We start from the raw sequence: 18,518 nt of genomic DNA on the forward strand, positions 1-18,518 counted from the left end.
ATTCAAGATTGGGGAGGTGGTGGTTAAAAGCAGTGTTCCTTGCCGGAAAGCGCTGCGATGCTGGGTCGTGGCCGCCCGCGACGGCCCCGCAAAGTCACCTCCCGGGTGAGTTCTTGTCTGAAGGGACGCGCGATGAGAGCCCAGGGGCTGAGTCCCACCATCGACTCGGGTGCGGCCCCGGCGGATCTCGCGCCGGGCGGGCCCGTGGCGGTTCTCGCGCCGGTCGTCCCGCGTCGCCGCGGCCCGGTGGGCCCCCGGATCCTGGCCGTCCTGTACCCGGTGTGCCTCGCCGCGGCGGACGGCTCGGCGATGGCCGTCGCCGTGTTCCGCCCCGCCGCGGGCGTCGTCGTGCCCGGCGCGGCGGCCGTGGCCGCGGTCGCGTGCAACGCGGCCGGCGGCCTGTACCGGACGCGCCGCAGCCCCTCGCTGCTCGCCGAGGCGCCGGCGCTGCTGGTCCGGACGCTGCTCGTCGGCGCGCTCGCGGCGGTGCTGCTGCCGGGGCCGGCCCGCGGCGCCGCGGCCGCGTGGCTGTGGATCGCGGTGGTGACGGTGTCGGTGTCGTTCGGCGTCCGCGCGTTCGCGAACGCGGCGGTCAGGACGTACCGCTGCCGCCGATCCCGCGCCCGCCCGGCCCTCGTCGTCGGGACGGGCGGGACGGCCGCGCACCTGGTCGCCCTGCTGAGCGAGCGCGGCGAGTTCGGGCTCGCGGCGGTGGGGCAGGTCGCGGCGGCGGACCCGGACAGCGGGACGGGCGGGGCGGTCGCGCCCGTGCTCGGGGAGACCTCCGACCTGCCCGCGCTCGTCGAGGAGCACGGGATCGACATGCTGATCGTGGTCGCCGAGGACGTCGATCCCGGCCACCTGGACGCCGTGCTGCGCATCTCGTTCGGGCTGCCGTGCGAGACGCTGCTGGTGCAGCCGCCATCGCACGTCGTCCCGGTCGCGCCGGCGCGGCGGGAGTACCTGGCCGGGCTGCCGTGCGCGCGGGTCGACTGGCGGCTGCGCGAGCCGGCGGCCCGGTGGGCGAAGCGGCTCCTCGACCTCGTCGCGGCCTCGGCGCTCCTGGCCGCCGTGTCGCCGGTGCTGGCGCTGTGCGCGCTCGCCGTGCGGCTGGAGGGCGGCCCCGGCGTGCTGTTCCGGCAGCGGCGGATCGGGCTCGGCGGCGAGGAGTTCGTGCTGCTGAAGCTGCGGACGCTGAAGCCGGCCGACGAGCAGGAGTCCGACACCCGCTGGACGGTCAAGGACGACGACCGCATGGGCCGGGTCGGGCGGTTCCTGCGGGCGACCTCGCTGGACGAGCTCCCGCAGTTGTGGAACGTCATCCGCGGCGACATGAGCCTGGTCGGCCCGCGCCCGGAGCGCCCCCATTTCGTGGAGCAGTTCTCGCGCAGCTGCCCCGGCTACCTGCTGCGGCACCGCGTCCCGGTCGGGATGACGGGCTGGGCGCAGATCCACGGGTTCCGCGGCGACACGTCCATCGAGCTGCGCGCGAGGCTCGACAACCACTACATCGACCACTGGTCGTTCGCGGGCGACCTGAAGATCCTGCTGCTGACCGCCCGCGCGATGCTGTGCAGGGACGCCGGATGACCCATTACGCCTCCCCCCTCGCCTGGTCCGAGGCGGCTCCGGTGAGCAGGCCGCGGAGGACCGCCCAGGCGGCCCGCGCGGTCCGGGCGTCGCTCGGGCGGCCGAGCTGGCTCGTGGCCGCGGCGGTCGCGAGCATCGCGATCCCGTCCGGCTCGCAGGCGTTCCGGCCCGGCGTCCAGGTCGCCGCCGGGGACGTCGCGAGCGTCCTGCTGGTGGCGGCCGCCGCGTTCCTGCTGGTCACCCGCCGGGTCACGATGCCGTCCGCGGCGCTGCCCGCGTTCGGGCCGCTGGTGGCCGCGTTCGGGGTCAGCACGGTGTGCTCGGCCGACATCCTCGCCAGCCTGCCCGGCTTCGTGCGGAACGTGCAGCTGTTCGTGCTGGTGCCGCTGGCCGTCGTCCTGCTCGTCCGGGACCGCCGCGACCTCGCGATCGTCTGCTCGGCGGTGCTCGCGCTCGGGCTCGGGGAGGCCGGCTACGGGATCTGGCAGTCGGTCACGGGGAACGGCGCGTCGCTGAACGGGGAGAACATCCGCGCGGTCGGCACGTTCGGCGCGGTCGACGTGATGGCCATGTCGATCGTGGCCGGGATGGCGTTCCTCATCCTGACCGTGTTCGCGCTGTGGGCGCCGGGCCGCGGCCGCGCCGCGCTCCCGGCCGCGCTGCTCGGGCTCGGCGTGCTGGCGCTCGCGCTCGCGCTGGCGCTCAGCCGCGGGACGTGGCTCGCGCTCGGCGCCGCCGCCGTCCTCACCCTGGTGGTCTTCGACCGGTGGACGGCGGCGAAGGTGCTGGCGTGCTGCGGCGCGCTGCTGCTCGTGGTGCCCGTCCTCGCGGGCGGCGGGTCCGCGGCCGTCCTGGACCGCGCCGGGTCGATGGCCGCGTCGATCAGCGACCCCGACCGGTCCGTCGCGGACCGCTACCACCTGTGGGCCGCGGCCGTGCGGATCTGGGAGGACAACCCCGTCACCGGCGTCGGCGCGAAGAACTTCCCCGCCTACCGCGACTCCTACGCCGGGATCGAGCTGTCGTCGGGCAGCGAGACCGCCGACCCCGTGCACGGGTACATCCGGCAGCCGCTCCTGTCGCCGCACAACGAGTACCTGCTCTTCCTGTCCGAGCAGGGCGTGGTGGGCCTCGCGGGGCTCGCGGCGATGATCGGCGTGCTCCTCGCCGGGCTGTGGACGCGCCGCCGCGTCCGCGACCCGTTCTGGCTGGTGAGCGTGTCGCTGATGGCGTTCCTGCTGGTCAACTTCCTGTACGCCGATCTGGGCGGGCCGACCTGCGCGCTGTTCGCGATCGTCCTCGGGATCGTGGCGTGCCGGGCGCTCGGCGAGCTGGGCGAGCACGGTCTCGCCGAGCGAGGTCTCGCCGAGCACGGGCGCGCGGAGGCGCGGCCATGACCCCGGCCGCCCGCGCCACCTCGGTGGGACGTGCCGCGGCCCTGTCGGGCGTGCTGATCGGCGCCGGCACCGGGCTCGGGTTCGTCCGCGACCTGCTGGTGGCGCACCTGTTCGGCGCGAGCGCCGACACCGACGCGTTCCTCGTCGCGTGGACGATCCCGGAGACCGTCTCGCCGCTGCTCATCGAGGACGCCATGGCCCTGCTCATGGTGCCCGTCGTCACCCGGCTGCTGGCCCGGGGCGACGGCCCGCGGGCGCTCGTCGGGACGGCGCTGCCCCGCCTGGTCATCGCGCTGTCCGCCGGGGCGCTCGTCCTCGTGGCCGCCGCGCCCTTCGTGGTGGACGTCCTCGCGCCCGGCCTCGCCGAGCGCGGCGCGGCCGTCCGGTGCTTCCGGCTGACGGCCGTCACGGTCGTCACGTTCGGCGTCGCCGGGTTCATGAGCGCGACCCTGCGCGCCCACCACCGGTTCGGGCCGCCCGCCGCGATCTACCTCGCCTACAACGTCGGCATCCTCGCGTTCCTCGCCGGCCTGTCGGGCCTCGTCGGCATCACCGCCGCGGCCGTCGGCGTCGCCTGCGGCAGCGTCCTGATGATCGCCGTGCAGGCGCCCGCCTTCGTGCGCTGCCTGCGCGCGTCGCCCGCCGCGCCGCCCGCCGCCCGCGAGCGGGACGTCGAGCCGCGCATCGTGCTGCTGGCCGTCGCGCCGATCGTCGTCTACACCGTGACCCGGCAGGCGCAGGTGTTCGTCGAGCGCTTCTTCGCCTCCGAACTCGCCGCCGGGTCGATCTCGCACCTCAACTACGCGCAGAAGGTCGCGCAGGTGCCGATGGTGCTGTCGCTGCTGATCGTGACGGTGACGTTCCCCAGCCTCGCCCGCGCGATGGCGGACGGCGACACCGCCCGGGTCGCCCACCGCATCCGGCAGGACCTCGCGGTCGCGAGCGCGATGGTGCTGGCCGCGGCGGCGTTCCTGATCGCGTTCGCGCCCGCCGTCATCAAGGTGCTGTTCGAGCACGGCGAGTTCACGCCGGACGACACCCGGCGCACCGCGGCCATCCTGCGCGTCTACGCCCTCGGCCTGTGGGGGCAGTCGGCGGTCGGCCTGGCCGCACGCGCCTTCTTCGCGCAGCGGCGGCCGACGTGGCGCCCGGCCGCCTTCATCGCCGCGGGCCTCGCCGTCACCACCGCGATCGGGGCCGCGTTCGCCGCGTCCGCCGGGACGCTCGCGCTGGCCGCCGCGAACGCCGCCGGGATCACGCTCGCCGCCGTCCTGCTGCTGGCCGGGCTGCGGCCGGACGTCGCGCCGGTCCCGCTGCGCAGGATCGCCGCGGACGTCCTGCGGCTCATGCTCATCGCGGCCGGGGCATGCGCGGCGGGCCTCGGCACGGACGCCGTGCTCGGCGCCGGGACGCCCGCGGTCGTCCGGCTGGCCGCCGGCGCCGCCGGCACCGCGGCCGCCTTCGCCGTCCTGACCGTCCTGGCGGGACCCGGCCCCGTCGCCTCATGGATCACCGCTTCATGGCACACCGCGGGACCGTCCGGCGCGCTCGGACGCCGCTTCCGCACCGACTCGGGGGAGACCAGTGACCCAGCCCACCGAACCGACGACACACCTGACCGAGACCGCCCGGCCCGGCGGGATCCGCCCGGCGGAGAGGATCCGGCGGGCGCCGCTGGTGCTGATGTACCACTCGGTCGACCACTTCCGTGAGGACCCGCACCTGGTGACGGTGTCCCCGCCGCGGTTCGAGCGCCAGATGGCGTGGCTGCGGACGCGCGGCCTGCGCGGCGTCGGCGTGGCGGAGCTGCTGGACGCCCGTGCCGCGGGGCGGGAGCGCGGCCTCGTCGGGCTCACGTTCGACGACGGGTACGCCGACTTCGCGACCAGGGCCCTCCCGGTGCTGGTGCGGTACGGGTTCGGCGCGACCGCGTTCATCGTGTCCGGGCGGACCGGCACCTACAACGCGTGGGACGACGGCCCCCGCAAACCCCTCATGACGGACGAGCAGCTCCGCACCGTCGCCGCCGCGGGCATCGAGATCGCCTCGCACGGCCGGCACCACGTGTCGCTGCCGGAGACCGACGACACCGAGCTCCGCGAGGAGCTGGAGGAGAGCCGCGCCCGCCTGGAGGAGGTCGTCGAAGGGCCCGTCACCGGCTTCGCCTTCCCCTACGGGCACGCCACGGAGCGGGAGGTCGAGGCGGCTCGCGCCGCCGGCTACGACTACGCCTGCCACATCCGCCCGGACGAGGCGTCCCGCCACGCACTGCCCCGCGCCTACGTCGGCGACCGGGACGGGCCGCTGCGGATGCGCGCCAAGCTCCTCCGCCACGAACTGCGCAGCCGGAGCCGCGTGTGACCCGGGTCCTGCACGTCATCACCGGGCTGGAGCACGGCGGCGCCGAACGCCAGCTCGTGCTGCTGCTGCGCCACCTGCCGGTGGCCTGCGAGGTCGCGACGCTCACCCGCACCGGGACGCTCGGCGCCCAGCTCCGGGCCGCGGGCGTCCCCGTCCACGAGATCGGGATGCGGCACAACCGGGACCTGGCGGCGCTGCCCCGGCTCGCGCGGCTGATCCGGCGGGGGCGGTACGACGTCGTCCACACGCACCTGTACCGGGCGTGCGTCTACGGCCGCATCGCCGCCCGCATGGCGGGCACGCCCCGCATCGTCGCGACCGAGCACTCGCTGGGCGACGGCCACATCGAGGGCCGCGTCCCGTCACGCGGCGTCCGAATTCTGTACCGGGCGACGGAGCGGCTCGGTTCGGCGACCGTCGCGGTGTCGCCGACCGTGGCCGCCCGGCTGTGCGGCTGGGGGGTGCGGCCGGGCCGGATCGTCGTGATCCCGAACGCCATCGACGCCGCCGGGTTCGCGTTCGACGCCGCGCGGCGCGCCGCGACCCGGCGGCGGCTCGGCATCGCCCCGGACGAGCGGATCGTCGGCGCCGTCGGGCGGCTCGTCCCCACCAAGCGGTTCGACCTGCTGGTCGAGGCGGTCGCGCCGCTGCGCGGCGTCCGGCTGCTGCTGGTCGGGACCGGCCCCGAGCGGGCGCGGCTGGAACGGCTGGCCCGCGACCTCGGCGCCACCGGCCGGGTGCTCTTCGCCGGGGGCACCTCGGACGTCGCCGGGGCCCTCGCGGCGATGGACGTGCTCGCCGCCCCGTCCGTCCAGGAGTCGTTCGGCCTCGCCGTCCTGGAGGGGCTGGCCGCCGGGCTCCCCGTCCTGTACACGACCTGCCCTGCCCTCGACGACCGCCCGCCCGGTGAGGCGCCGCAGGCGCGGCGGCTCCCGACCGACGCGCGGATCTGGAGCGCGGAACTCGAACGCGTCACGCGCGGGCCCCGGGAGCGGACGCCGGTGCCGCCGGTCGTCGCCCGGTACGCCATCGCCGAGCAGGCCGCCCGGCTGGCCCGGCTCTACGAGGACGGCCTGACCACCGTCTCCGAGCCGTCCTTCCGCGAGGGCGCTCCGACCCGAGAAAGGGCGCACGATGCCGCAACATGATGCCAAGCGGAGACCCGCGGGGAGGCGGGTCCGGCCGCCGGGCGAGCCCGTGCGCCGCCGCCCGCGGCGCGCGATCGTCGTGGCCGCGGGGCGCGCCCGCCGGCCGGCCGTCGCGCTGCTCGTGCGCTTCCGGCTGCCCATCGCGTTCGTCGTGGCCGGGTTCCTCGGCGGTCTCGGGTACGGGCTGCTCGCACCCACCACCTACACCGCGGCGGCCTTCGTGATCGTCGTCGAGGAGGACGCGGCCGGCGGGCAGTCCGGGCCCGCGGCGGTGAGCTTCGCGCAGGCGTACGGGCGGCTCGCCCCGATGCCGGAGACCCTCGAACACGCCAGAGTGCGGCTGCCCGCGACGGCGCCCGGCGCCACCCGCGAGCACGTCCAGGCGTCCACCTCGCCGGACACGCCGCTGATCCGGCTCGCGGGCAGCGGGCGGACCGCGCGCGACGCCGCCGCGTACGCCAACGCCGCCGCCGACGCGCTCATCCGGTACGGGGCGGCCCACCGCGCCGACACCGGGGTCCGTGTCGCGCTGATGACGCCCGCGCAGCCGCCGGCCGCGCCGGTGTCGCCGAACCCGCCGCTGGACGTCCTCGTCGGCACCGTGTCCGGCGGGCTGCTCGCCGGGCTCAGCGCCGCCGTCCTCAGCGGCCGGCGCGGGCGGGCGGCCGCCGCCCGCCGCCAGGGCGTCGCCGTGCCGGACCCGTCCGCCGGCGCCCCGGCCAGGAGCACCGCCGAGACGGCGGCACCGGCCGGTGCCGACCGCGCGGGGGTGGGATCGTGAGCCTGTCCGGTCTCACCCGCGGCAATGCCGCTCCCGCCGCGTTCGCGCCCTCCGCCGCCGAGTGGTCGGTGGAGGTGCACCGCGACGAGCAGGCGCTCGTCGGCCTGGCGGGCGAACTGCGCGACCTGTACGACCGCTGCCCGGCGGCGACGCCGTTCCAGACGTACGAATGGCTCAAGGCCTGGTGGGGCTGGTACGGGACGAGCGGCCGCCTCCGCCTGGCGCTGGTCCGGTGCCGCGGCCGGGTCGTCGCGGCGGCGCCGCTGATGGCCGGGGTCCGGCACGGCTTCCCGGTCCTCCTGCCGCTGGCCGGGGAGCAGAGCGACTTCACCGACTTCCTCATCGACCCCGTGTACGCCGACGGCGCCGTGCGGTACCTGACCCGGGCCCTGCTGGACGAGCACGGCTGGTGCGCGCTGGACCTCCGCGAGGTCCGCCCCGGGTCGGCGGCGGAGCTGGTGGCGGAGCAGTGGCCGCGCCGGTCGTGGCGGATGCCGTCCTCGGTCTGCCTGGAGCTGCCCGCCGCCGGGATCGACGACGTCCTCGCGCGGCTGCCGCGCCGCACCGCCGGGAAGATGCGCGCGAAGCTCCGCAAGGTCGACGTCCGCGGCATCACCGTCGAGCCCGTGCCGTACGAGGGGGTGCCGGACGCCGTCCACGCGCTGGTGGACCTGCACCTCCGGCAGTGGCGGGGCCGTCCCGTCAACCCCGAGCACACGCGCGACCGGTTCCGGCGCCACCTGGCCGAGGCCGCGAGCGGGATGGTCCGGGACGGGCGCGCCGCCGTCCTGCAGTACCGCTGGGACGGGCGGCTCGTCGCCGCCGACCTCGTCCTGATCGGCCACCGGTACGTCGGCGCCTACCTGTACGGGTCCATCCCCGACCTGCGGGCCTCCGTGGACGTCTCGCTGATGCTGCTGCGCGAGAACCTGGCCCTCGCGCGGGACCGCAACCGGCAGGGCGTGAGCCTGCTGCGCGGCGACGAGCCCTACAAGCTGAAATGGCGCCCGACCCCGGTGCAGAACCAGCGGATCATCCTCGGCCGGACCGCCTCCGCGGCCGCGTTCGCCGGCCTGGCCCGCACCCGCGCGCACCTGGCCGCCCGGCGGCACGGGCGGTGGGGAGGCCATGGCTGAAGACGGAGCTGGAGACGGAGCTGAAGACGGGGCCGAGGCCGACGCGGGGGAGGGCTCCGGCGGAGCCGCGCCGCTGCGCGTGCTGCACGTCAGCTGGCCCACCGCGGGCGGGGTCGCCGGCTACGTCGCGCAGGTGGCCGGTGACCAGCGCAGGCGCGGCTGGGACGTCGCGGTGGCCGCGCCGCCAGGCGGAGACCTGTCCGCACGGTGCGCCGCGGCGGGCGTGCCCTGGTTCAGGTGGCCCGCCGGGCGGGCCCCCGGCCCCCGGACGCTGCCGGAGGCGCTCCGCCTCCGCCGCCTGGTGCGCAGCTTCGCACCGGACGTGATCCACCTGCACTCCGCCAAGGCGGGCCTGGCGGGACGGCTGGTGCGCCGCCGCGGCACGCCCGTGATCTTCCAGCCGCACGGCTGGTCGTGGCTCGCCGCCACCGGGCCGCAGGTCCTCGTCAGCCGGTGCTGGGAACGGCTCGCCGCCCGCCGGAGCGACGCGCTGATCTGCGTCGGGAACGGCGAACTGGAAGAGGGGAGGCGCGCCGGCGTCCGCGGCCCCTACCGGCTCGTCCGCAACGGCGTGGACCGGCGGCGGTTCGCGCCCGCCGGCGACGACGCCCGGCGCGCCGCGCGCACCCGCCTCGGCCTCCCCGCCGGAGCGCCGCTCGCCGTCTGCGTCGGCCGCCTCACCCGCCAGAAGGCGCAGGACGTCCTGCTCGCGGCCTGGCCGGACGTCATCGAGCGCTGCCCGAACGCCCGGCTCGCCATCGTCGGCGACGGGGAGGACCTCGGCGCCCTGGAGCGGCAGGCCGTGCCGGGGGTGCTGTTCGTCCCGGCCGTGGCCGACCCGCGGCCCTGGCTGGCCGCGTCGAACGTCGTCGTCCTGCCGTCCCGGTGGGAGGGGCTGCCGCTGACGGCGCTGGAGGCCCTCGCCACGGGGCGTCCCCTCGTCGGGACGGACGTCCCCGGCATCAGCGAGGTCGTCCGGCCCGGACTGGGGGCCCTCGTGCCCGTCGAGGACCCCGCCGCGCTCGCCGACCAGATCGCGGTGCGGCTCCTCGTCCCCGGGCTCGCCGAGCGCGAGGGACGGGAGGCCGCCGCCGCGTCGGCCGCCTACGACGTGGCGCGGACGCTGTCGCTGCTGGCCGCCGTCACCCGCGAGGTCGCGGGGCTCGGCGAGACGCCGGACGAGGCCCTCGGGGACGTGCGGGCGGTCGCGGGCGGCCTGCTCGGCGCCCGCGGCGAAGGAGCCCTGGGCGAAGGCGTCGCGGACGGCTCGGCGGACGGCGCGGAGGGTCGCGAGGAGGGCGGCGTGGTGGGTGGCACGGGCGGCCAGGTCCCGGGCGTCGGTACGGCGGGATGCGCCGGGGACGGCTCCGGGGCCGTCACCCCGCCGAACAGCTCGCGGTAGACGTGGGAGGAACGCGGATTGCCCCCGCACGCCCACACGCCGTGCGGGCAGTAGTCCGTGATCGTCTGGTACACGACATCGTGCGACATGATCCAGTCGTGCATTCCCTGAACATATTCCGGGTTGTCGGAATTGCGGAACAGGCCCCACTCGGGAAACGAGATCGGCTTGCCGCGCGCGGCCGCGAATTCGGCCTGGGCGCGCAGCCCGTGCTCCTCGTTGACGAAATCCTCGAACGACTCGCCCGCCGGCTGGTCGTAGCTGTCGGAACCGATGATGTCCACGACGTCGTCGCCGGGATAGCACTCGGTCCACGGAATGGCGTCCCGTCCCCGCGTCGGCGCGAAGTCGAAACGGAAGCGCGACCCCTGCACCGCCCGCATCGTCGTGACGATCCGCCGCCAGTACGCCTTCCAGACGAGGGGGTCGGGGGCGCAGCGGCCGGTGTAGGTCTCCCCGTTCATCTCCCAGCCGAGCACGATGACCGAGTCGCCCGCCCCGAGGGAGACCAGGCGCCCGGCGAGCGTGCGGTAGTGGCCGTCGAACGCGCCGGCCGCGCCGCCCCGCAGGAGCGAGCGCACCACGGGCTCCGGCAGCCCGCTCTCGTTCGGCGCCATCATCGGGACGTTGACCACCAGCATGCGGCGCGGGTCGGCCGCCTTCCACCGCGCCCACACGTCGAGCATCCGCGGCGGGCCGTCGATGTCGGCCCAGTGGTTCCCCGGGAGGTAGGTGCGCCCGACCGTCACCGTGGAGCCGAGCCACCGCTGGAACGGGCCGACCCGTGCGACGCCGTCCTCGCCCGAACCGAGAAAAGCCCCCAGCGGCACGTACTTCCGTGTTTTCTGCACCGCCGGAGTGAACGGCCATGTCGCCAATGTCGACGCGGTGAGCGCCATCATCATGACCGACACGGCCAAAAAGGAAGGGAGTGGACAGAACGGAATTGTCCATTTTCGTCGGCGCCCGCACGGCCGCCCCGCCGAATGGATATCGGGAGCTCGCATGCGTATGGTATGCCCAAGGTGTCCGCCACCGAACAAAGGGACCGGGCGGGCGGCGCCATAATTTACGTTTCCGGATCTTCGGAAGGGCGTCGTGCCCCACAATTCGCTGAAATGGGTCCGCTGACCGCATGTTCTTCGACACACAGGCCCCGCCGGGGACGCGCCTCGACGCCGGCCTTCCCGTCCTGCTGCTGCGCACCGACCGCAACGTGTTCCACCACGGGACGCTCGGCGTGATCAGGAGCCTGGGCCGCGCCGGCGTGCCGGTGCACGCGATCCTGGAGGGGCGCGCCAACCCCGCGTCCCGCTCCCGCTACCTCTACCGCGGGCACCCGTGGGCCCCGCCCGCCGAGCGGCCGGCCGCGCTGCTGAGCCATCTGCGGGTGGTCGGCGAGCGGATCGGCGGCCCGGCGCTGCTCGTCCCGGTGGACGACGCCGGCGCGATCTTCATCGCCGAGCACGCCGACGCACTGGCGCCCCACTTCGTCTTCCCCCACCAGGACTCCGGCGTCCCGCGCCTGGTCGCCGACAAGGCGCTGCTGGCGGAGGCGTGCGAGCGGCACGGCATCACCTTCCCGCCGAGCCGGACGCCCGCGTCCGCCCGCGAGGTGGACGAGGCCGCCGCCGACCTGGGCCTCCCGCTGATCGCCAAGTGGGCCCGCCCGTGGCGGCTCGCCCCGGGCATGCGGAGCACCACCGTCGTGCGCACCCTCGGCGCGGCGCACCGGCTGTTCGGCGCCGCCCGCGACCGCGACCCGGACGGCGACGCCGGCCCCCTGATCCTGCAGCGGCGCATCCCGACCGCCACCGGCGACTGGTTCTTCCAGGGCTACTTCGACGAGTCCCTCGGCTGCCTGTTCGGCGGGACCGGCCGCAAGCACCTCGCGCACCCGCCGCAGGCCGGGCACACGGTCGCCGGGGAGTGGGTGCCCAACCCCGAGCTGCGGCGGCTCGCGGTCCGGATCGTCCGGCTGCTCGGCTGCCGCGGGCTCGTCGACCTCGACTTCCGCTACGACGCCGGCGACGGCGCCTACCACCTGCTCGACTTCAACCCCCGGATCGGCGCGCAGTTCCGGCTGTTCACCGACCGCGCCGGGCTCGACCTCGCCCGCGTCCTGCACCTGCACCAGTCGGGCCGCCGCGTCCCCGGCGCGCGTCCCGCGTTCGGCCGCAACCTGCTGGTGGAGAACCACTACCTCCAGCAGGCCGCCGGCCGGCCGCTGCTGCGGCCGAGGACCCTCCGCCCGCTCCGCGAGGCCGACGAGTTCGCCTGGTACGCAGGCGACGACCTGCCGCCCTTCCTCGCGATGGGCCGGCAGAGCGTGCTCCGCGCGGTCGAGCGGCTCCGCACCAGGTAACACCACACTCACACGGGGGATCGAACAATGAGCGACTCGGCCAGTGACGTCGTCATCGCCGGCGCCGGGCCCTACGGCCTGTCGACGGCCGCCCACCTGCAGAACCTCGGGCTGGGCGTCCGGATCATCGGGCAGCCGATGCGGTTCTGGGCGGAGAACATGCCGGCCGGCATGTACCTGAAGTCCGAACCGTTCGCGTCCAGCCTCGGGGCGCCGCACCGGGGCATGCGCTTCACCGACCGCCATCCGGACTGGCGGCTGGGGCAGCCGATCCCGCTGGACACGTTCGTGGCCTACGGGCGCTGGTTCGCCGCCGTCGCGATCCCCGGCACCGAGAACACGGAGGTCGTGAACGTCGAGCGCGGCGGCGGGGCCGGGTACACCGTCACGCTGTCCACCGGCGAGACGATCGCGGCGCGCACGGTCGTCGCCGCCGTCGGCGTCGGCCCGTTCGCCCACATCCCGGACGAACTGGCGGGCCTGCCGTCCTGGCTCGTCTCGCACAGCAGCGCCCACCACGAACTCGGCCTGTTCGCGGGCAAGGAGGTGGCGGTGGTCGGCGCCGGGCAGTCCGCCCTGGAGACCGCGGTCCTGCTCGCGGACGCGGGCGCCCGCCCGCACGTCATCGCCCGCCGCGCCGAACTCGACTGGAACACGGTGCCCGAGGCGAGGCGCTCGCTCTGGAAGCTGGCGCGCGGCGGCCCCAGATCGGGGCTCGGCACCGGCTACCGGACGTGGCTGTGGGCCGAGCAGCCCGGCCTCGTCCGGCACCTTCCGGAGGCCACCCGGGACCGGCTCGTCCGGGAGACGCTCCCGCCCGCGGGCTCGTGGTGGCTGCGCGACCGGCTGGACGACCGCATCCGCGTCTCGACGGGCCGGCGGATCGCCAAGGTCGTCGAGGAGGAGGACGGCCTCGCCCTCACCACCGTCGACCGCACCGGGCGGCGCCTGGTGACGGAGGTGGAGCACGTGATCGCCGCGACCGGGTTCGTCCCGGACGTGGCCCGGCTGACGATGATCTCGCCGGAGCTGCGCGCCCGCGTCACCACCCGGCACGGGGCGCCGGTGCTCAGCCGCGACTTCGAGTCGTCCCTGCAGGGGCTGTACTTCGCGGGCCTCGCCGCGGCGCCGACGTTCGGGCCGGTCATGCGGTTCGTGCACGGCGCCGACTTCGCGGCCCGCCGGATCGCGCACCACATCATCCGGCGGACGCCCCGCAGGCGGCCGTCCGCGGGACGGCACGCCGCCGTCCTGGAGCCCGACGTGCGGTGAAGGATCCTCCTCCGGCCGGCGGGCGGCCCGTCCGGGCGGCCCGCCGCTCGCGTCACCGCCGGTACGGGTGTCATCGCCGGTACGGGTGCGCGGCTCGGCGCGCGCGGTCGGTGCGCGCCTTGGCGAGCCACCACTCCCAGCGGGAGTACAGCGTCCAGGCCCCGGACCGGAGCCGCTCCGCACGGGTGCCCGGAGCTTCGGGGACGACGGGGACGACGAGGACGCGGACCTCGGTGCGGGTGACGAGCGTGCGGCGGGGGCGCCGGCGGCGCGCCGGCCGCAGGCGCGCGAGCGCGGACGGGGTGTCGGGCATCGGCATGCTCCTCGGGCGGGTGGCCTCCGTGACCGGATGCTCGCAGAGCGTAGCGCAACGGATACCGCCCACCATGCTTCTCCCGGATTCCGCCGCAGGACCTGGCACCGGCCCATAAAAGGCTGCAAAGGGCGACGAAACGGGCTCTAGCGGGCGGGAAATTCCGCGCCGGGGAAACGGGAATTCATGCCCGGGTAAATGATTCGGGGACGCGCCGGAAGACCGGGCAACGACTCATTGATCGCGCGTTCCATGGTGCTACGTTCGTGCCGTTCCGAAGGCACCGGACCATGCGAGGAGAGAACCGGCAGTGGAGTCCGCACCGATCCACCGAGGGGCGAACAGCCCCCAGGGTCGTCCGCGGCATGCCGTCGTCCTCGTTCTCGTCCGCGTGATCGCCATCACCGGTTTCGCCGTCGCGGGCTGGCTCGCCATGGCGGCGCTGACCGACTCCGCGTCCGCCGCCCAGCCGGGGCCGCGCGTGGCCGTGCCGGGGGACGGCACCGTCCGCGAGGCCGCTCCCGCGCTCCAGGGGCTCGCCCCCGCGCAGGCCGGCGTCCGGCCCGTGCTCGGCGCCGTCCCGGCGCGGGTGCGGGAGAACGGCGACCGCCGGCTCCGGGCCCTCGGGGCCTGGCAGCGGGAGATCTCCGGGGTGCCGGACCGCCTGCGGGACATCGAGCACGACCCCGTGCGGTTCCTCCAGGAGCGGCGGCACGAGGTGTTCGACGGCAAGGACCAGGCCGTCCAGCAGGTGCGGGGGCTGGCCGACGCGGCCGGCGTCCCGCGCGTGGAGATCGCCGGGGTCCGGCCGACCGCGCCCCTCGGGGGCGAGCTCGTGCAGGGCATCACCGACGTGCGGCCCGGCCTCCCGGACGACGAGCCGCAGACCGGTGAGACCCCGGAGACGCCGGCGGACGACGAGGCCCGCGCGAGCGGCGAGGAGCCGCCCGCCGGCGCCGAGGCCGCCCCCGCCGCCCGGTCGTCCCTCGCCGGCGCCGCCGCGGCGGACGACGCACCGGGTCACTGCACCGGATGCCAGGAAGACCGGCACCCGGCCGACCCGGCCCTGCCCTCAGGCCAGGACAACCCGCGTGGTGCGGGCTCCGGCGGGCACACCTTCACGCCGGTCGCCGACCTGCTCAAGAACCGGCACCCCGCGGCACCGCCCGCCGTCGAGCCGGGCACCTTCCACCGCACGGCGCTGACCGACGTGTCCGCGCCCGGCGGCCCCTCCGTCGTCCCCGACTAGGGGCACCCGGCCCGAAGCGGCCCCTTCCCGACGGCCCGCGCGCCGCGCTGACGCGCGCCGCCCGTCCCCGATCACCCCGGTGATCGACTCCACGGTCCATCCTCCAGCGGCATCGGCCCATCGGGCCCCTGCCGGCTGCGCTCACCTGCAAGGCGCGCAGCGAACCACCGATTCACCAATGCGAACAGGAGCAACACCATGCGCAAGTGGGCAAGGAACACCGGCCGCGCCGCCCTGGTGGCCGCGGGTGCCGTCGTCGCCGGCGCCGCCTTCGGCTCCGCCGGCACCGCGGGGGCCGCCACGCTGCCCGGCGACTTCGGGAGCATGTACGACGGCGCCCGGCAGGGCGGCTTCGGCCACGGCGGCTTCGGCAACGTCGACATGGCGTCGGCGGGCAACGTCGGGCTGGGCAACGGCAACCAGGTGTTCGCGCCGATCAGCGTCCCGATCGACGTGTGCGGCAACGCCATCGCGATCGCCGGGCTCAGCCAGGCCGAGTGCACCGGCGGCGCGCAGGTCGGATCCGGCGGGTCCGGCAACGGCTACCGCGGCGCCGACCGGGGGGACCACCGCCACGGCGGTGGCGGCGGCGAGCTGAACCAGCTGAGCTACGGCAACGTCGGCCTGGGCAACGGCAACCAGGTGTACGCCCCGATCAACGCGCCGATCAGCGTCTGCGGCAACGCGGTCTCCGCGGTGCTCGCCGCCGCGGGGGCCCAGTGCGAGGGCGGCGCGTCCGTCGAGCGCGGCGGGCCCGAGGTGAACCAGGCCTCGGCCGGCAACGTCGGGGCGCTGAACGGCAACCAGGTCTTCCTGCCGGTCAACGCGCCGATCAGCGTGTGCGGCAACTCCGTCGCGGCCGTCCTGGCCCTGGCGCAGGCGCAGTGCGAGGGCGGCGCGTCCGTCGAGCGCGGTGACCCGCAGCTGCCGCCCACGCTGCGGACGCCGCCGAAGAAGAAGAGCAAGGCGTACAAGCCGGCCAAGAACCGGCCCGCCGCCGGGAAGAAGCCGCTGCCGTCGACGCAGCGGGGCAACGCGCACCGCATGGCCGCGGCCACGCCCGACTACCGGCGCGCGGACGGGCTGCCCGCGGTGCAGCAGTTCATGGGCACGCTCAAGCGGACGGGCGCGCCCGTCCCCGGGCTGGACGTCCAGCCGGGCGAGATCGGGCCGAAGCTGTCGGCGGACGGCGGCCAGCCGGTGAACCTCGGTACGGCGCTGCACTGAAGGCCCTGATCGGCGCGGGTGACGACCCGCGCCGGTGACGAGCCCTTCCCGCCCGGTGTGCACCCGGGGCCCGCACGGGCCCGGCCCGGGACGGAGGCGGGAAGGACTCCACGGGGGAGGGGCGGCAGACGTGCCGCCCCTTTTCCCTGTCCGGCCTTTTCGCTGTCCGGCCTTTTCTCTGTCCGCGGCTTTTCCGGCACCCCTTTCCCCAGCGCCCCCGCATCGATGGAGGTAGACATGCTCGACCGCAAGCTGCTCGACCGCAGGCCGTTCGCCGCGGCGGCCCTCGCCGCCTGCTGCGGCCTTTCCGTGCTCGGCGCCCCGCAGGCGCGGGCGGAGGCGGCCGCGCCCGCTCCCGCCGCCGCACCCGAGCGGCCGAAGAAGGGCTCGGTGATCGCGGACATCCAGATCAAGCGGATGGGCCTCAAGGCCACGGTCAAGGAGGGCGTCAGCCAGGCGGTGCTGCGGTACGCCGTCGGCCACTATCCGGGGACGGCCCTTCCCGGGCAGGAGGGGAACACGGTGCTGTTCGGCCACCGGACGACCTGGCGGCGCCCCTTCCACGACCTGGACAAGGTGCGGCGCGGCGACCGGATCGTCCTGCGCGCCGGGCGCATGTCGTACGTCTACACGGCGCGGAGCACGCACGTCATCAAGGCGAGGGACCGGCGGGTCCTGGAGCCCGTGCCGTTCGTCCGGCGCAGCGCGCCCGACGGCGAGTACATCTCGCTCATCACCTGCACCCCGAAGGGGTCGGACCGGTACCGCCTCGTCGTCGTCGGCGTGCGCCGCCACAAGAAGCCCGCCGGCTGACGCCGGACGGCCGGACGCCGGGCGGAACGCGTCCGCCCGGCACCCGCCCGGCACCCGCTCAGCGCGCGCCGTAGAGCGCCATCAGCCCGTTGTAGTCGCCCCTGCCGAGGGTGGCGAGACCGTTGTCGCACGCGGCGACGGACGGCGCCATCGTGAGGCGGGTGTGGTTCGCCCCTCCGACGTGCCCGAGGCCGAGGACGTGGCCCGCCTCGTGGGTGGCGACGGCCTCGGTCGAGTAGCTCCCGGCCGTGCAGGACCCTCCCGACCACCAGCGCTTCCCCTGCTCCTGCAGCGCCATGTCGGTCTCCAGCGTGCTGCTGCCCCGGTACCAGACGCAGGTGGCGGCGAGGATGTTGCTCCCCGCGCCGGTCATGGCCAGCCAGCCGAACGTGTTGGACCGGTCGCGGGTCCCGCAGCCGGCGTTCCTGGTGATGTCCGGGGCGGCGGCGGCCCGTCCCGCGTGCCGCGTGCTCACGTTCGGGGACGGGCTGAACCGGCCCCCCGCGGCGCAGTCGGTGCGGGCGCCGGCCATGTTGGAGACGCCCCGGATGATGCCGTTCACCGGGAGCCCGCGCTGCCCCGGGTAGTGCCGCCAGAGGACCGTGGAGCCCCGCGGCCACCTGCTGCCTTCGAGGCGGTACGCGCCGTCCTGGCACGCGTTCGCGGGGGCCCGGGCACCGCGCGGCCGGCCCTGCGGCACCCGCTCGTCGGACGTGCTGAAGCTGACCCGGCCGGTGCGGCCGTCGACGTCGATGCGCAGCTCGGCGCCGCCCCCGGTGGTGCGCAGCGCGTGCGCGACGAGCGAGGTGCCGTCCGCCGGGACGACCGCGGTGATGCCGTTCACGCCGCGCACGGTCCGCCCGCGCAGATCGCAGTCGGCGATCTTGACGTGTCGCGGCATCGCGCGGGTCTGCAGTGTCCCGCCGGGCTTGCACCAGGCGGGCGGCCGCGGGCCGGCGCCGACCGGGCCCGCCCCGGCGTGCACCGTGCCCGGCCCGACCGGGCCGGTCCCGGCGGTCACATTCCCCGGGCCGACCGGGCCCGGGTCGGCGGTCACCGTGCCCGGGCCGGCCCCGGCGGTCACCGTCCCCACGACCATCGCGGCCACCGCCGCCGTGACCGCCGCCCGCCGGAACTCGCGTGAATATCCGTGCATATCAGTTCTCCGATGTCTGGAAGCGTCTTTTCGGAGTCTTGCGCGGACGGCGGAAAGAAAAACCGCGACTTCCTAAAATGATCACCATCGCCTGCATTTCGGCCCTCGCAAAAATGGCACCATCGGACTATTTGCGGAAATAGCGGCCAGCTGCCGCCGGGTGCTCGGGGTATGCGGCTGGTAAATCATTTTCCATGATCCCGCAAACGCGTTTTATTTTGGGTCATTTTGGTAACCCAGCAAGTATTCCGGCAATCCACCGCTACCGAGTGGCGGGTACCGCCTCCCCTCACTCTCCGCCGACCGGC

Annotated in this window: 15 protein-coding genes and 1 pseudogene; 13 read left to right on the forward strand and 3 right to left on the reverse strand. The window is 75.6% G+C overall.

Annotation, left to right across the window (positions count from 1 at the left end; translation table 11 throughout):
• Positions 1-132 precede the first annotated feature (132 nt).
• The 8 genes from IEZ03_RS30155 to IEZ03_RS30190 are packed head-to-tail and all read left to right on the forward strand — an operon-like array spanning position 133 to position 9,815.
• Positions 133-1,590 carry a sugar transferase gene (locus IEZ03_RS30155; RefSeq protein WP_184879539.1) on the forward strand — a complete coding sequence of 486 codons (1,458 nt, stop codon included), beginning with the start codon at positions 133-135 and terminating at the stop codon, positions 1,588-1,590.
• The gene (locus tag IEZ03_RS30160; protein WP_184879542.1) at positions 1,587-2,987 is read left to right on the forward strand and encodes an O-antigen ligase family protein; all 1,401 of its coding nucleotides are present in this window, start codon (positions 1,587-1,589) and stop codon (positions 2,985-2,987) included. The genes IEZ03_RS30155 and IEZ03_RS30160 overlap by 4 nt, the downstream gene beginning before the upstream one ends.
• Positions 2,984-4,699, forward strand: a complete 1,716-nt coding sequence (locus IEZ03_RS30165) for a lipid II flippase MurJ (RefSeq protein WP_184879545.1) — start codon at positions 2,984-2,986, stop codon at positions 4,697-4,699. The genes IEZ03_RS30160 and IEZ03_RS30165 overlap by 4 nt, the downstream gene beginning before the upstream one ends.
• Positions 4,671-5,348 carry a polysaccharide deacetylase family protein gene (locus IEZ03_RS30170; protein WP_184890288.1) on the forward strand — a complete coding sequence of 226 codons (678 nt, stop codon included), beginning with the start codon at positions 4,671-4,673 and terminating at the stop codon, positions 5,346-5,348. The genes IEZ03_RS30165 and IEZ03_RS30170 overlap by 29 nt, the downstream gene beginning before the upstream one ends.
• Positions 5,345-6,496 (forward strand): glycosyltransferase, encoded by a 1,152-nt coding sequence (locus IEZ03_RS30175; RefSeq protein WP_184879547.1) that lies wholly within the window; start codon positions 5,345-5,347, stop codon positions 6,494-6,496. Before IEZ03_RS30170 ends, IEZ03_RS30175 begins: the two co-directional genes overlap by 4 nt.
• A complete protein-coding gene (locus IEZ03_RS30180) occupies positions 6,483-7,277 on the forward strand; it encodes a YveK family protein (protein ID WP_184879549.1) in 795 nt (264 codons plus the stop codon). The genes IEZ03_RS30175 and IEZ03_RS30180 overlap by 14 nt, the downstream gene beginning before the upstream one ends.
• Positions 7,274-8,413: a GNAT family N-acetyltransferase gene (locus IEZ03_RS30185; RefSeq protein WP_184879551.1), complete on the forward strand. Its 1,140-nt coding sequence runs from the start codon at positions 7,274-7,276 to the stop codon at positions 8,411-8,413. The genes IEZ03_RS30180 and IEZ03_RS30185 overlap by 4 nt, the downstream gene beginning before the upstream one ends.
• On the forward strand, positions 8,406-9,815 hold the full coding sequence (locus IEZ03_RS30190) for a glycosyltransferase (RefSeq protein ID WP_184879553.1): 1,410 nt from the start codon (positions 8,406-8,408) through the stop codon (positions 9,813-9,815). The genes IEZ03_RS30185 and IEZ03_RS30190 overlap by 8 nt, the downstream gene beginning before the upstream one ends.
• A 179-nt stretch (positions 9,816-9,994) precedes the next feature.
• Here IEZ03_RS30190 and IEZ03_RS38740 read toward each other — a convergent pair.
• Positions 9,995-10,822, reverse strand: a pseudogene (locus IEZ03_RS38740) (glycosyl hydrolase); the annotation flags it as partial.
• A 128-nt stretch (positions 10,823-10,950) separates the two neighbouring features.
• On the opposite strand from IEZ03_RS38740, the gene IEZ03_RS30200 reads away from it, so the two are divergent.
• Positions 10,951-12,180 (forward strand): carboxylate--amine ligase, encoded by a 1,230-nt coding sequence (locus tag IEZ03_RS30200; RefSeq protein WP_184879555.1) that lies wholly within the window; start codon positions 10,951-10,953, stop codon positions 12,178-12,180.
• 27 nt (positions 12,181-12,207) lie between these two features.
• Positions 12,208-13,452, forward strand: coding sequence for an NAD(P)-binding domain-containing protein (locus tag IEZ03_RS30205; protein ID WP_184879557.1), 1,245 nt, complete (start codon positions 12,208-12,210; stop codon positions 13,450-13,452).
• A gap of 70 nt (positions 13,453-13,522) precedes the next feature.
• On the opposite strand, the gene IEZ03_RS30210 is transcribed toward IEZ03_RS30205, so the two are convergent.
• Positions 13,523-13,765, reverse strand: a complete 243-nt coding sequence (locus tag IEZ03_RS30210) for a hypothetical protein (RefSeq protein ID WP_184879559.1) — start codon at positions 13,763-13,765, stop codon at positions 13,523-13,525.
• Between the two features lie 310 nt (positions 13,766-14,075).
• On the opposite strand from IEZ03_RS30210, the gene IEZ03_RS30215 reads away from it, so the two are divergent.
• From IEZ03_RS30215 to IEZ03_RS30225, 3 genes are all read left to right on the forward strand, one after another.
• Positions 14,076-15,014, forward strand: coding sequence for a hypothetical protein (locus tag IEZ03_RS30215; RefSeq protein WP_184879562.1), 939 nt, complete (start codon positions 14,076-14,078; stop codon positions 15,012-15,014).
• Between the two features lie 198 nt (positions 15,015-15,212).
• The gene (locus IEZ03_RS30220) at positions 15,213-16,241 is read left to right on the forward strand and encodes a chaplin family protein (protein ID WP_184879565.1); all 1,029 of its coding nucleotides are present in this window, start codon (positions 15,213-15,215) and stop codon (positions 16,239-16,241) included.
• A 237-nt stretch (positions 16,242-16,478) separates the two neighbouring features.
• On the forward strand, positions 16,479-17,054 hold the full coding sequence (locus tag IEZ03_RS30225) for a class E sortase (protein WP_184879568.1): 576 nt from the start codon (positions 16,479-16,481) through the stop codon (positions 17,052-17,054).
• Positions 17,055-17,112: 58 nt separating this feature from the next.
• Here the strand turns inward: IEZ03_RS30225 and IEZ03_RS30230 are convergent, their stop codons facing one another.
• A complete protein-coding gene (locus IEZ03_RS30230) occupies positions 17,113-18,210 on the reverse strand; it encodes a matrixin family metalloprotease (RefSeq protein ID WP_184879571.1) in 1,098 nt (365 codons plus the stop codon).
• Positions 18,211-18,518 lie beyond the last annotated feature (308 nt).

The sequence above is a fragment of the Actinomadura livida genome, assembly GCF_014648675.1.
Lineage (GTDB): Bacteria > Actinomycetota > Actinomycetes > Streptosporangiales > Streptosporangiaceae > Spirillospora > Spirillospora livida.